16 protein-coding genes are annotated in these 12,786 nt (G+C 70.8%); 5 read left to right on the top strand and 11 right to left on the bottom strand.

Going from position 1 to position 12,786, the window contains the following annotated elements:
• The first annotated feature begins 3 nt into the window (after positions 1–3).
• Positions 4–180 carry a DUF6104 family protein gene (locus AB3M34_RS07125; protein ID WP_163695435.1) on the top strand — a complete coding sequence of 59 codons (177 nt, stop codon included), beginning with the start codon at positions 4–6 and terminating at the stop codon, positions 178–180.
• A gap of 55 nt (positions 181–235) precedes the next feature.
• Here AB3M34_RS07125 and AB3M34_RS07120 read toward each other — a convergent pair whose 3' ends face one another.
• From AB3M34_RS07120 to AB3M34_RS07110, 3 genes are all read right to left on the bottom strand, one after another.
• On the bottom strand, positions 236–1,204 hold the full coding sequence (locus AB3M34_RS07120; protein ID WP_370618548.1) for a zinc-binding dehydrogenase: 969 nt from the start codon (positions 1,202–1,204) through the stop codon (positions 236–238).
• A gap of 268 nt (positions 1,205–1,472) precedes the next feature.
• The gene (locus tag AB3M34_RS07115) at positions 1,473–2,585 is read right to left on the bottom strand and encodes an NAD(P)-dependent malic enzyme (RefSeq protein WP_370618546.1); all 1,113 of its coding nucleotides are present in this window, start codon (positions 2,583–2,585) and stop codon (positions 1,473–1,475) included.
• 257 nt (positions 2,586–2,842) lie between these two features.
• Entirely contained in the window at positions 2,843–3,247 is a 405-nt protein-coding gene (locus tag AB3M34_RS07110) for a hypothetical protein (protein ID WP_370618544.1), read from the bottom strand.
• Positions 3,248–3,495: 248 nt separating this feature from the next.
• Between AB3M34_RS07110 and AB3M34_RS07105 the strand changes: the two genes are divergently transcribed.
• Positions 3,496–3,747 carry a WhiB family transcriptional regulator gene (locus tag AB3M34_RS07105; protein WP_149769357.1) on the top strand — a complete coding sequence of 84 codons (252 nt, stop codon included), beginning with the start codon at positions 3,496–3,498 and terminating at the stop codon, positions 3,745–3,747.
• Between the two features lie 111 nt (positions 3,748–3,858).
• Here AB3M34_RS07105 and AB3M34_RS07100 read toward each other — a convergent pair whose 3' ends face one another.
• Positions 3,859–5,340 (bottom strand): sensor histidine kinase, encoded by a 1,482-nt coding sequence (locus tag AB3M34_RS07100; RefSeq protein WP_370618542.1) that lies wholly within the window; start codon positions 5,338–5,340, stop codon positions 3,859–3,861.
• Between the two features lie 100 nt (positions 5,341–5,440).
• Here AB3M34_RS07100 and AB3M34_RS07095 point away from each other — a divergent pair, with 100 nt between their 5' ends.
• The 3 genes from AB3M34_RS07095 to AB3M34_RS07085 all read left to right on the top strand — a co-directional run bounded on the left by AB3M34_RS07095 (position 5,441) and on the right by AB3M34_RS07085 (position 8,249).
• The gene (locus AB3M34_RS07095) at positions 5,441–6,370 is read left to right on the top strand and encodes a DUF2785 domain-containing protein (RefSeq protein WP_370618541.1); all 930 of its coding nucleotides are present in this window, start codon (positions 5,441–5,443) and stop codon (positions 6,368–6,370) included.
• A 30-nt stretch (positions 6,371–6,400) separates the two neighbouring features.
• Positions 6,401–8,098, top strand: coding sequence for an acetolactate synthase (locus AB3M34_RS07090; protein WP_370618539.1), 1,698 nt, complete (start codon positions 6,401–6,403; stop codon positions 8,096–8,098).
• Between the two features lie 76 nt (positions 8,099–8,174).
• Positions 8,175–8,249: a 50S ribosomal protein bL37 gene (locus tag AB3M34_RS07085; protein ID WP_369797015.1), complete on the top strand. Its 75-nt coding sequence runs from the start codon at positions 8,175–8,177 to the stop codon at positions 8,247–8,249.
• A 175-nt stretch (positions 8,250–8,424) separates the two neighbouring features.
• Here AB3M34_RS07085 and AB3M34_RS07080 read toward each other — a convergent pair whose 3' ends face one another.
• From AB3M34_RS07080 to AB3M34_RS07050, 7 genes are all read right to left on the bottom strand, one after another.
• Positions 8,425–8,961 (bottom strand): GNAT family N-acetyltransferase, encoded by a 537-nt coding sequence (locus tag AB3M34_RS07080; protein ID WP_370618537.1) that lies wholly within the window; start codon positions 8,959–8,961, stop codon positions 8,425–8,427.
• On the bottom strand, positions 8,958–9,344 hold the full coding sequence (locus tag AB3M34_RS07075) for a thioesterase family protein (RefSeq protein WP_370618535.1): 387 nt from the start codon (positions 9,342–9,344) through the stop codon (positions 8,958–8,960). The genes AB3M34_RS07080 and AB3M34_RS07075 overlap by 4 nt, the downstream gene beginning before the upstream one ends.
• Positions 9,341–9,628 (bottom strand): mycothiol system anti-sigma-R factor, encoded by a 288-nt coding sequence (gene rsrA, locus AB3M34_RS07070; RefSeq protein ID WP_370618533.1) that lies wholly within the window; start codon positions 9,626–9,628, stop codon positions 9,341–9,343. The genes AB3M34_RS07075 and rsrA overlap by 4 nt, the downstream gene beginning before the upstream one ends.
• Positions 9,625–10,272 (bottom strand): sigma-70 family RNA polymerase sigma factor, encoded by a 648-nt coding sequence (locus AB3M34_RS07065; RefSeq protein ID WP_370618531.1) that lies wholly within the window; start codon positions 10,270–10,272, stop codon positions 9,625–9,627. Before AB3M34_RS07065 ends, rsrA begins: the two co-directional genes overlap by 4 nt.
• Before the next feature lie 156 nt (positions 10,273–10,428).
• On the bottom strand, positions 10,429–11,085 hold the full coding sequence (locus AB3M34_RS07060; RefSeq protein WP_370618529.1) for an alpha/beta family hydrolase: 657 nt from the start codon (positions 11,083–11,085) through the stop codon (positions 10,429–10,431).
• Positions 11,085–11,870 (bottom strand): SOS response-associated peptidase, encoded by a 786-nt coding sequence (locus AB3M34_RS07055; RefSeq protein ID WP_370618527.1) that lies wholly within the window; start codon positions 11,868–11,870, stop codon positions 11,085–11,087. Before AB3M34_RS07055 ends, AB3M34_RS07060 begins: the two co-directional genes overlap by 1 nt.
• Positions 11,871–11,972: 102 nt before the next feature.
• A complete protein-coding gene (locus AB3M34_RS07050) occupies positions 11,973–12,785 on the bottom strand; it encodes a hypothetical protein (protein ID WP_370618525.1) in 813 nt (270 codons plus the stop codon).
• Between the last annotated feature and the right edge of the window lies 1 nt (position 12,786).

The raw sequence follows: 12,786 nt of genomic DNA, 5'->3' as shown, positions 1-12,786 counted from the left end.
ACCGTGTACTTCACCGACAGAGGGATCGAGGAGCTCGACTCGCGCCGCGGCGACGAGGAGGTCACGTTCGCGTGGCTCTCGGAGCGGCTTCAGGAGTTCGTCGACCTCAATCCTGAGTTCGAGGTGCCGGTCGAGCGGCTGGCCACCTGGCTGGCACGCCTCGACGACGAGGACGACTGAGACCACGAAGGCCCGCCGATCCTGGATCGGCGGGCCTTCGTCGTGCGCGTCGGCGTCAGCGGGTGAGGACGATCTTGCCGAACACGTCGCCCGACGCCACGGCGGCGAATCCCCGCTCGGCCTCGGTCATCGGGATGACCTGATCGATGAGCGGGCGGGTGCCGGTGACGTCGAGGAACTCGACGAGCTGAGCCAGCTCCGTACGCGTGCCCATCGTCGAGCCCTGGATGCGTAGCTGGAGGAAGAAGATGCGCGTGAGCTCGGCCTGCGACGGGTTGTTGCCCGACGTCGCGCCCGCGATCACCAGAGTGCCGCCGGGCTTGAGCGCCTTGATCGAGTGCGACCACGTCGCAGCGCCGACGGTCTCCATGACGGCATCGACCCGCACGGGAAGGCGCGCACCGGACTCGAAGACGTCGTTCGCGCCGATCTCGAGGGCGCGGGCGCGCTTCGCCCCGTCACGGCTGGTCGCGAACACCCGGATCCCCGCCGCGCGTGCGAGCGTGATCAGCGCGGTCGAGACACCACCTCCGGCGCCCTGTACGAGCACGGTGTCACCCGGCTTGAGCCCCGACTGGGTGAAGAGCATCCGGTACGCCGTCAGCCACGCCGTCGGGAGGCACGCGGCCTCCTCGAACGAAAGGCCGGCAGGCTTCGGGACGACGTTGCGACGCGGCACGACGACCTGGTCCGCGAACGTGCCCTGGTAGCGCTCGGACAGCAGCGACCGCTTCGGGTCGTGCGTCTCGTCACCCGACCACGACGGGTCGCTGATCACGGCGTGGACGACGACCTCGTTGCCGTCCTCGTCGTAGCCAGCGGCGTCACAGCCGAGGATCATCGGCAACGACTCCTCGCGCAGGCCCACCCCTCGCAGGGACCACACGTCGTGGTGGTTCAGCGACGCAGCCTTGACGGTGACGGTGGTCCACCCGTCGGGCGCCTCGGGGTCTGGTCGCTCACCCACCACGAGGCCGGAGAGCGGATCGTCGTTGCTGAAGGACTCGGCGTACACGGCAAACATGTCCGCACCTTACCGACGGCTGCTCGCGGGCTCCGGCGGGGTCCGGCGCGGGGCGTGACGTTGCGGTGAGTTGGGGTCTCGATCCTCCGCTGGCGCTCCGGCCTCGACCAGCGGGAGCGTCGCCCCACCGACGCGCGACACCGTCGCCCCACCGACGCGCGACACCGTCGCCCCACCGACGCGCGACACCGTCGCCCCACCGACGCGCGACACCGTCGCCCCACCGACGCGCGACACCGTCGCCCTACCGACGCGCGACACCGTCGCCCTACCGACGCGCGACACCGTCGCGACGAGCCGCCGCCATCACCGCCCCCGCCACCGCCGGCGCCACGCGATCGTCGAAGGGCGACGGGACGACGTACGACTCGGACAGTGCGTCACCGACCAGGTCGGACAGCGCGCGCGCTGCGGCGACCTTCATGCCCTCGGTCACCTTCGAGGCGCGGACGTCGAGCGCACCGCGGAACAGGCCGGGGAACGCGAGCACGTTGTTGATCTGGTTCGGGTAGTCCGACCTGCCGGTCGCGACCACCCGCGCGTGCCGCCGGGCGATGTCCGGGTGGACCTCAGGCGTCGGGTTGGCCAGCGCGAAGATGATCGCGTCGTCGGCCATCCGCTCGATGGCGGACTCACCGACCGTGCCGCCCGACACGCCGATGAACACGTCCGCGCCGTCGAGGGCGTCGGGCAGCTGCCCCGTACGACCCCACTCGCTCGTCTCGAACGCGATCTCCGCCTTGATCGGCGTCAGGTCCGTCCGTGCAGGGTGGACGACGCCCCCGCGGTCGACGACGGCGAGCTTGCGGATGCCGCTCGCGAGGAGGATGCGCGCGATCGCCACTCCGGCGGCGCCCGCACCCGAGATCACGACCTTGGTGTCCGCGGCGTCACGGCCGGTGAGGCGCAAAGCGTTGAGGAGGGCGGCCAGCGTGACGATCGCCGTACCGTGCTGGTCGTCGTGGAACACCGGGATGTCCACACGCGCCTGGAGCGCCCGCTCGATCTCGAAGCACCGGGGCGCCGCGATGTCCTCGAGGTTGATGCCACCGAAGCTCGGCGCCATCCGGACGACGGTGTCGACGAAGTCATCGGGGTCACGCACGTCCAGCGCGAGCGGGATGGCGTCCACGCCGCCGAACTGCTTGAACAGGATGGCCTTGCCCTCCATCACAGGCAGGGAGGCCGTCGGACCGATGTCACCGAGCCCGAGCACGGCGGAGCCGTCGGTGATGACGGCGACGGTGTTGGAGACCCAGGTGTAGTCGTCGGCGACCGCGGGATCCTCGGCGATCGCCTCGCAAACGCGGGCCACACCCGGCGTGTACGACAGCGACAGGTCGTCGGCGTCCCGCAACGGCGCGGTGGCCGCGATCTCCATCTTGCCGCCACGGTGTACGTCGAATACCGGATCTCCCGCGAACTGTGACGAGAACGGGAAACGGTCGACTGACTCGGCAACCACGACGAAACCTCACTGGGAGCTGGGAAGGAAGGGTCCACATCGGCACGGACGTGCCCTGTGATCTGGACGAACCGGTCAAGAACGGGACCGGACACCGGAGCCCCACGCACGGCCGGTCTGGCCGCGGGAGCGGTGACGAGGGGGTGACCCCGTCGGCAATTCAACCACACCGCTCACGACGGTGAGTCGTGCGCCGCCTCGTCGACCTCACGGAGGAGGGTGCTGGTGCCGGGCGAGAGGGTGCCCCAGAGCACGACCGCGGCTGTCACGGCGAGAACACCTGACAGTGCCGGAGAGGCGTCACGGAGGTTCCAGGCGATGCCGAGCTGGATGAGCTGCGTGAACGCAATCGGGGCGCGGACCCAGACCTGGAGGCGCCAGAGTCCGCGCGCGCTGGCCAGCAGGAGGGACGCGTAGGCGAAGAAGAACAGCGACGTCACGACGGCCAGGACGACACGGTCACGATGGAGGTCGAGGAGGTCAAGCACACCGAAGGCCGCGATGGCAAGTCCTTCGACGGCGACGAGCAGTGCAGCGGTCCTGATCCTCGGGGTCGGCGAGGGTGTTGTGTGACCCACGAGACAGGCCCCTTCCGTTCTATTGCTCTTGTGTTAACCCAGGTTTCTTGCGACGATCTTAGTGCTGCTGCGCGGCGCGGAGATTGCCCGGCGTGAACCGCCAGATTCCGGGCCGCGAACGGCAGATCGGAAGCTCGGACCAACCCCCACTCCACGGTTTGGGATGGTCCGTCTCCACCCTATTCGTGAAGCGATTCACAACGCGAGATCGTGCTTAGCCCCACGGTCAGAAGAAAGGACGTTTCGCCATGGACTGGCGTCACCACTCTGCCTGCCTCGACGAGGACCCGGAGCTGTTCTTCCCGATCGGGAGTACGGGACCGGCGATCTCGCAGGTCGAGGATGCCAAGGTGGTGTGCCGCCGTTGCGACGTCCGCGAGCAGTGTCTCACGTGGGCGCTGGAGTCCGGACAGGACCACGGTGTCTGGGGTGGCATGAGCGAGGACGAGCGTCGCGCGCTCAAGCGCCGTACGGCTCGCGCCCGCATCCGCACTGCCTGACCGGCGCGGCCGCGCAGGCCGTACGCCGTCGTATCCAGGTCCCGTTCCCGCACCGCGGGGGCGGGACCTTCGTACGTCCGCCCCCGGATGCCGGCCCGTGGAGCGCCGCCGTCAGCGACCCGACAGCGGGACCTCGATCCGGACCCGCGTCCCTCCCCCGCCCGTGGCGGGGTGCCGCGGCCCGAACGACAGCACGCCACCCAGCTCCGACTCGACCAGCGTGGCGACGATCGAGACCCCGAGGCTCGTCGTGGCGCGCGGGTCGAACCCCGCCGGCAGCCCGACCCCGTCGTCCAGCACGGAGATGTCCAACCGGTCGCCACGGCGCCGCACCTCCAGCACGACGTGCCCACGCTCCTCCTCGCCGAAGGCGTGCTCGGCGGCGTTCTGGATGAGCTCGGTCAGCACCATCGCGAGCGGCGTCGCGATCTCGGCCGGGAGCTCGCCGAAGGCGCCGACCCGCTCGGTGGTCACGCTCCGCGCCGCCGACGCGACCTCCGCGACCATCGTCCTCAACCGGTCGGCCACCTCGTCGAACTGGACCATGTCGTCGAAAGCCTGGCTCAGGGTCTCGTGGACGACGGCGATCGACTCGATCCGGCGCACCGCCTCCTCGAGGGCCTCGCGTCCTGCACCGGAGTCCATCCGCCGCGCCTGGAGCCGCAGCAGAGCCTGCACGGTCTGCAGGTTGTTCTTGACACGGTGGTGGATCTCGCGGATCGTCGCCTCCTTGCTCATCAGCTCCCGCTCCCTGCGCCGCAGCTCGGTGACGTCGCGCAGCAGCACGAGAGCTCCGGACGGATGGCCGGAGGAGCGCAAGGGGATGGAGCGCAGGCTCAGTGAGGCGTCGCCGTTCTCCAGCTCCGCCTCGGCGCCGCTGCGGCCGGTCAGCGCCGGACGCATCGCCTGGTCGGTCGGTCGGTTGGGGGCTGCGATGAGCACCCTGGCCACCTCGGCGAGATCCGCGCCCTCGAGATCGCCGGTGACGCCGAGCCGTCGGAAGGCCGACACGCCGTTGGGGCTCGCGTACACCACGCAACCCTCGGCATCCGTACGGATCAGGCCGTCGCCGACGCGTGGGGAGTGTGAGAGGTCCGACTGCTCGCCGGAGAGCGGGAACGCGCCCTCGGAGATCATCTCGGTCAGGTCGTCGGCCATCGACAGGTAGGCGAGCTCGAGACGGCTGGGCGTACGCACCCCCAGCAGGTTGGTGCTCCGGGCGATGACCGCGATGACGTTGCCGTCCCGGCGGACCGGGATGGTCTCCAGCCGGACCGGGATGTCGTCACGCCACTCAGGATCGCCCTCGCGTACGACGCGGCCGTCGCGGTAGGCGGCATCGATGGTGGGACGGCGGTTGCGCGGGACGAAGTCGCCCACGACGTCGTCGAGGTGTGCGGTGACGCCGGTGGTCGGGCGCATCTGCGCGCCCGCCCAGAAGCCCTTGCCCTCGGCGTCCGGGAGCCACAGGACGAGGTCGGCGAACGAGAGGTCCGACAGGATCTGCCAGTCGGCGACGAGCTGGTGGAGCCACTCCATGTCCGCAGCGTCGAGGCTGGTCTGGTGGCTGGCGACGTCGTCGAGTGAGGGCACGGATCCAGCGTATCCAGCGTCGAACCGGGCCAACCGCCCGCTGTCGGACAGTTGTCGGCCCGACTCCCCTTCCGACTCCCGACCGTGCGACGATAGCCCCGTGTCCGAGGCGTACTGGCGTTCAGTGATCGACGCCGGGATGACCGTCCCGAGCGATCGGTCCCTCAACGACCTCACGCTCGAGCTCGTCGACATGCTGGCGAGTCCCGATGCGGAGACCCGCGACGGCATCGCCTTCCCGCTGCTCGCGACGTGGATCAGCACGGGCGAGTACGACGGGCTGCTGCGGGGGTTCGGCAACGGTGTGGTGACCGGTCTGCGTGCCGGGCTCGGCAACCAGGGCGACCTGACCGTGCTCCGTCGCTCCTACACCGCTCTGGTCCTCTCCGAGATCATCGGCCGCGACAACGAGATGCAGCTCCTTCCGGCGGCGACCGTCATGGGCTGGGGCGACCAGGCCACCTCCTGGCTGGTCCGCGAGAAGGACCTCCGGGGCTGGATCCCTGACGCGGGCTGGGCGCACGCGCTCGCGAACGGCGCCGACCTGCTCGGGGCTCTCGCCCGTTCGCCGCACTTCGACATGCTGGAGCTCACCGTCCTCCTCGACGTGATCGCGGACCGGCTCCTGATCCCCACCGAGCACGTCCTGCACCACGGTGAGGACGACCGCCTCGCCTACGCCGCGATGGCCGTCCTCCACCGCGGCGTCGTCTCCCCCAACGTCGTCGAGCCCTGGCTCGCGCGCCTCGGCGCCGGGACGCAGCGCCCGCGCACCCGCGGCAGCTCCGCCGGCGAGTGGCCCACGCCGGCGGCGTACAACACGTCGCGCTTCCTGCGAGCGCTCTACATCCAGCTCGCCCTGGGCGTGAAGGGGCGGGCCGGGGTTGCCGGCGACGACGAGCTGTTCGCCGCGCAGCCGCCGCACCGCGCCGACCTGCTCCTGGCAGCGATCGAGCAGATCCGCAGCGAGACCCCCTGGCTGTTCGCCACGACGACCAGCGGACGCAGGACGGTCACCACCGGACGGTGACGGGTTCTACCGGTAGGTAACCTAGGTCACATGACCGCTGAGACCCCCACTGCCGCCGACGCTCCCGCCCCCGAGGGCCGCGAGGGCCACGGCGGAGACCATGCCCTCGACGCCGCACGCGCGCACGGCGTCGAGACGATGTTCACGCTGTCCGGAGCCCACGTCTTCCCGTTGTACGACGCCGCCGTCAAGGCCGAGGAGCCGACGCGGATCATCGACGTCCGTCACGAGCCCTCTGCGGTCTTCGCGGCAGAGGCGACCGGCAAGCTGACCCGTACGCCCGGGCTCGCCGTCCTGACGGCCGGACCGGGTGTCACCAACGGGGTGAGCCCGATCGCCCAGGCACACTTCGCGGGGTCCCCCCTCGTGACGATCGGCGGTCGAGCGGCCACCCACACGTGGGGCATGGGAAGCCTCCAGGAGCTCGACCACCCGCCGATCGTCTCGACGGTCTCGAAGTGGGCCGGGACCGCGCAGACCACCGACGAGATCGCACCCACGGTCGACCGGGCGTTCGCACTGGCCGGCTCGTCGCACCGTGGCCCGACGTTCCTCGACGTGCCGATGGACCAGCTCTTCAGCAGGACGACGGTCAGCGGGGCCGACTACGGCAGGCTTCCCGACGCGATCGAGCCGGATGGCGACCAGGTCACCCAGGTCGCACGGCTGATCGCCCAGTCGGAGCGCCCCGTGCTCGTCCTCGGCACCGACGTGTGGGCGGACCGCGCCGAGCAGGCCGCGCTGCGCTTCGTCGAGGAGACCGGCATCCCCGCCGTCACGAACGGCATGGGACGCGGCGTCATCCCCGGAGGCCACGACAAGCTCGTCACCAAGGCGCGCTCGCAGGCCTTCGGCAAGGCGGATCTCGTCGTCGTCATCGGCACGCCGCTCGACTTCCGCCTCGGCTACGGCGTCTTCGGCGGCAAGGACGGTGCGCCGCACGCCGGTGTCGTCCACATCACCGACAGCCCCGGCCAGGTGTCGTCGTCGGCGAACCTCGCCGCCTCGCTCTCGGGTGACCTCACCCGCTGCTTCGACGAGGTCCTGCACGCTCTGCAGACGACGAGTGGCGCCCGCCCGTCGTGGACCGGGTGGGCCGACCAGCTCCGCGACGCCGTCTCCGCAGCGGTCGCGCGCGACGCCGACCTTCTCAACGCCACGGCCGACCCGATCCACCCGGCCCGCATCTACGGCGAGCTCATCCCCCGCCTGGCCGAGGACGCGGTCGTCATCGGTGACGGTGGAGACTTCGTGTCGTTCGCCGGCAAGTTCCTCGAGCCGGCACGCCCGGGCTGCTGGCTCGACCCCGGCCCGTACGGCTGCCTCGGCGCGGGCCTCGGCGCCGCGATGGCCGCACGCATCGCCCGCCCGGACAGCCAGGTCGTGGTCCTCTTCGGAGACGGAGCAGCCGGCATGTCGCTGATCGACGTCGACACGCTCGTACGCCACAACCTGCCGGTCGTCATGGTCGTCGGCAACAACTCGGCCTGGGGGCTCGAGAAGGCGCCGATGCAGTTCCTCTACGGCTACGACGTCGCGGCGGACCTCGCTCCCAACACCCGCTACGACGAAATCGTCACTGCGCTCGGCGGCGGTGGCGAGACCGTGACCGATCCGACGCAGATCGGCGTCGCGCTCGACCGCGCCTTCGCCTCCGGCATCCCGTACCTCGTCAACGTCATGACCGACGTCAACGCGGTCTACCCGCGGAGCACGACCGGCGTCTGAGCGGTGCCCTGAGGTCGCGTACGGGCCGGTTGGCCGGGCATGCGACCATGGAAGCAGCACAGTTCGAGGAGGACCCATGGGCAAGACTGGCCGCAAGCGCCGGGCGCGTCGCAAGAAGGGCGCGAACCACGGCAAGCGTCCCAACGCTTGATTCACGCGAAAGGGCCTCGTACCAGACCGGTACGAGGCCCTTCGTCATGTCCGGCGCCGTTGCCACTCTGCGTGGGGCCCACCGCAGACTCCACGCCCCACCGGAAACGTCCGGTGGGGCCGGCACTCTGCGTGGGGCCCCACGCAGAGTGCCGGAGAGCGACGCTCGGCTGCGGTCAGTCGATGGTGCGGCTGAAGCCGATGAGCTGGGTGCCCGGGACCGGTGACCAGTCGAGGTCCTCACGGCGTACGAATCCGTGCTGTGCGTAGAGACGGTGCGCGGGGACCATCTCCGGGAGCGAGCTGATGAGCACCTCGCGCAGCCCGTCGGCCCGGGCGCGGTCCAGGCACCACCGCACCATCGCCGTACCGACGCCGAGGCCGGCCGCGGCCGGGTCGACGCCGAGCATCCGGAACTCGCCCTGGTCGTCGCGCGTCGCCCGCTCGCGCATGGTCGAGCCCGCCGCACACCAGGTGACGGTGCCGACGATGCTGCCGTCGAGCTCGACGACGAGAACCTCGGAGTCCTCGGCCCGGGTCGCGACGTCGGCGAGCTTCGTGGCGTAGGCGTGGTCCTCCGTGCCGTCGGGGAAGGTCAGGTAGCCCTCGGCGCGGTAGGCCGCGACCACGACGTCACCCGCCCGTTCGTACTCGTCGGGGCGGACCGGTCGGACGAGCAGGCGGCCCGTGCCGATCGACTGCGAGGACGTCATGCGCCGACGCGGGCGAGGAAGCGTGCGGAGTCGACGACCACGCGGCGCACCTCACCCTCCGCCAGGAGCCTGCCGTCGGAGTCGGTGGCGACGACCTCGAACGAGACAAGACGGCCGTCGACCGCGGTCACGGTCGCGACCACGGCCACCGTGGCGCCGACCGGGCTCGGCGCGAGGTGGTCGAGCCGGACCCGGGTGCCGACCGAGGTCGCGCCGTCAGGGATCTGTGCGGCGATGGCCGCACACGTAGTCTCCTCGCACCAGGCCAGCACGCGAGGCGTCGCCAGCACCGGAAGCGACCCGCTGCCGAGAGCGGCCGCGGTGTCGTCGTCGCCGACCGTCCGGGTCAGAGTCGCGGTCAGGCCCTTGTCGATGCTGCTCACGCGTCGGGCTCGGCGCGGCGCTCGGTCGTGGTGACCGTGACCGTCGTACGGATCGAGGTCAGCACACGCGCCCGCAGCATCTCGGGAGCCTTCTCACGACACGACCGTGCGACGAGCTCCTTGACGATCCGCTCGACGTCGAACTGCGTCAGGCACGGAGCACAGTCGGCGATGTGGGCGTGGACGGCGTCCCAGTCGCCCTCGGCGAGCTCGCGGTCGAGGAAGAGGTACAGCTTGTCGACCGCCTGCTGGCAGTCGGGTTCGAGACGGATCTCGTCACTCATGCCTGGTCACCTGCCGAAACCATCCCGCGCTCGCGCGCGTAGTCGGTGAGCAGCTCTCGCAGCTGCTTGCGTCCACGGTGGAGTCGCGACATCACGGTGCCGATCGGGGTCTCCATGATCTCGGCGATCTCCTTGTAGGGGAATCCCTCGACGTCCGCGAGGTAGACCGCGTAGCGGAAGTCCTCGGGGAGCTGCTGAAGTGCCTGCTTGACGTCGCTGTCGGGCAGGTGCTCGAGCGCCTCCATCTCCGCGGACTTCAGCCCGCTGGAGGTGTGGGCCGCTGAGCGCGCGAGCTGCCAGTCCTCGATCTCCTCCGTCATCTGCTGCTGCGGCTGCCGCTGCTTCTTGCGGTAGGAGTTGATGTAGGTGTTCGTGAGGATCCGGTACAGCCACGCCTTGAGGTTGGTGCCGGGCCGGAACTGGTGGAACGCCTGGTAGGCCTTCGCGAAGGTCTCCTGGACCAGGTCCTCGGCGTCGTGCGGGCTGCGGGTCATCCGCAGCGCGGCGGAGTAGAGCTGGTCGAGGAAGGGCAGCGCGTCACGCTCGAACCGGGCGGTGCGCTGCTCGGGGGTCTCGCTCGCCTCTGCGCGGTCCGTCCCCTCGTCGGGGACGACCGTTGCGGCGGTGTCGCTGGAGTCGCTCATCGTCGTCCAGCCTACTCCGGAAGGCCCCGCCGCAACGGGGTCGGCAGTCGTGGAGCCGGCAGGACGGGTCAACGTGGCCAGCACGCGCATCCTCCTGTGGTCGTCGGTCCGCCGGGCTCGGCGGCACTGTCCGGTCCAACGCCCGCGGCGGTGGCGTCATTCCCCCGACGGGACCTCGCGACCGACCCGGCGACGCACGAACTCGTGCACGCCGTCGACCAGCAGCGCGTCGACGGCGGCCTGCCCGGGGTCGGCCCGCTTGGCGACCTTCAGGGCGTGGTCCGCCCCCGGCAGCACCACCATCGTGGTCGCCGACGGGAACTCCGCGGGCGTACCGAAGGGGTCGTTGGCCCCCTGTACGACCAGGGTGGGGACCCCGGCTCCGAGGAGCTCGTCGACGCGGGAGCGCTCCGGCCTGCCGGGCGGATGGAGCGGGAACGCGAGCGCCACGACGCCGACGGCACCGAGCGCGCGACCGCGCCGACACGCGACACGTGCCCCCGCGCTGCGTCCACCGACGAACAGCGGCACGCGGGGTCGCAGGTGGTCGGCCAGCGCGGTGAACGAGGCGTCGAGCACCGACGGCGCCGAGGCGATGCGCTTGCCCGCCGTACGCCAGGGCATCTCGATGCGTACGACACCGATGCCGAGCTTCGGGAGCCCGCGCGCGAGCACCTCGAGGTCACGGCTCTCGATGCCGCCACCCGCACCGTGAGTGAGGACGAGGGTCGCCCACGGGTGGTCGGACCGCCGCGAGACGATCCTGCCGGGCCCGTGCGGCGTGCCGTAGGTGCGCTCGGAGATCGTCGGCATCAGAGGTCTCCGAGCGTCGGCTGGGCGCCGTTGTCGCTCGGTTCGCCCTCGACGGCGATCGGCTCCATGAGCTCGGGGCCGTTGTTGCGCACGTTGTTGACGGACGTGGAGACCGGGTACGCCTCGAGCGCTCCTGGAGCCGCGGGGACGAGGAGCCGCCCGAGCGCCTCCTTGTCGTCCGTCTCGGGATCGAGCCAGGTGCTCCAGCGGTCACGGGGTACGAGCATGGGTGCGCGGTCGTGGATGCGTCCGACGTCGTCGGTCGCCGTCGTCGTGATGATCGTGAAGGTCCACAGCCACGCGGCGTCGTCGTCCTCGGGCAGCGAATGGTCCTTCCAGATCTCGTACAGCCCCGCCATCGCGAGCGGGCTGCCGTCCGGGGAGTGGATGAAGAACGGCTGCTTCACGGGCTTGCCCTTGGCGTTGAGCTTGTCGCTCGTGTACCACTCGTAGAAGCCGTCGGCGGGGACGATCGCACGCCGCTTCGCGAACGCCGCCCGGAACGACGGCTTCTCGGCGATCGTCTCGGCGCGCGCGTTGATCATGCGGTTGCCGATCGCCCGCTCCTTGGCCCAGCTCGGCACGAGGCCCCACGTGAGGCCCTTCACGAGCCGCCGCGGGGTCCCGGGCTCCTCGCTGGACCGGCGCTCCAGGATGAGCGGGACGACCTTGGTCGGTGCGACGTTGTAGTCGGGTCGCAGCTCGGGGAGGTCGTCGGCGGGCTCGGCTTCGAACTCCGCGCTCAGGTCGGCAGACGATCGGGTGGTGGCATAGCGGCCGCACATGACCCCAGCGTTCCACAGATCACCCGACCGCTTCTCGCGGACGGACGTGCTGATCGTCCTCGGCGTCCGCCCGTCCCGAGAGCGAGCGGACGTCGAGGACGATCAGCCCAGCTCGGTCGCCGACGCTCCTCGGCCGAGCTCACCGAGCAGCCGCGTCGCCGCGTCGCTCGTCGCGGGAAGACCCTCGACCCAGACGCGCAACGGGGGCAGGTCGACGGCCCGCTCGAGGAGGTCGCGCAGCGCGCGGTATCCCCGGATCGCGTCGGAACGGCGGACCAGGGCGACCGCCCTGTGCTCACCGACCCGGGCGATGGTCTCGTCGCCGTCGAAGCACGTCCGCATGGCGTCCGCGAGCACGAGCATCGACAACGAGCGAAGCAGGCCGACATCGGGTCCGGATCCGGCAGCGATCTCGACGACGACGAACGCCGCCGTCTCGGAGGCGCTGACACCGGACCGCTCGGCGAGACGGTAGGCGTCGTCGAGGCGGGAACGCAGGTGCGCCGCCGACGCCAGCCCGGTCAACGGGTCCTCGCACGACGTCTCGTAGGCGTCGTGGATGGCCGTCTCGGTCCACGCGATGCTCATCGCGCGGACCACCTCGTACGGAGGGAGCGAGCCCGAGACGCTGCGACAGACGTCCTCGACGTCGCGCAACAGCTCGCTCCAGCCGATCCCCTCCGTGGCTGCGGCCGCCCCGAGCTCGACCGCAACCCCTTCCGGGTCCTCACCACTGCGAAGCACGTCCCGCAGCGCCACCAGGTGGCGCGTGGGGACGAGGAACAACGACTCCGCCAGTGCACCGGGTGCCCCCACCTGGTGCGGGACGGATCCGTTGCGGCCGGTCGTGGTTGCCGCGCCGGCCCACGGTTCGTCGTGCTTCATGACGGTGAGACGGACGGCATCGCGGTCCATG

This window comes from Mumia sp. Pv4-285, assembly GCF_041320275.1.
Lineage (GTDB): Bacteria > Actinomycetota > Actinomycetes > Propionibacteriales > Nocardioidaceae > Mumia > Mumia qirimensis.
The sequence above is the reverse complement of the archived record's forward strand: the minus strand, read 5'-3'. Positions and strand labels throughout refer to the sequence as shown.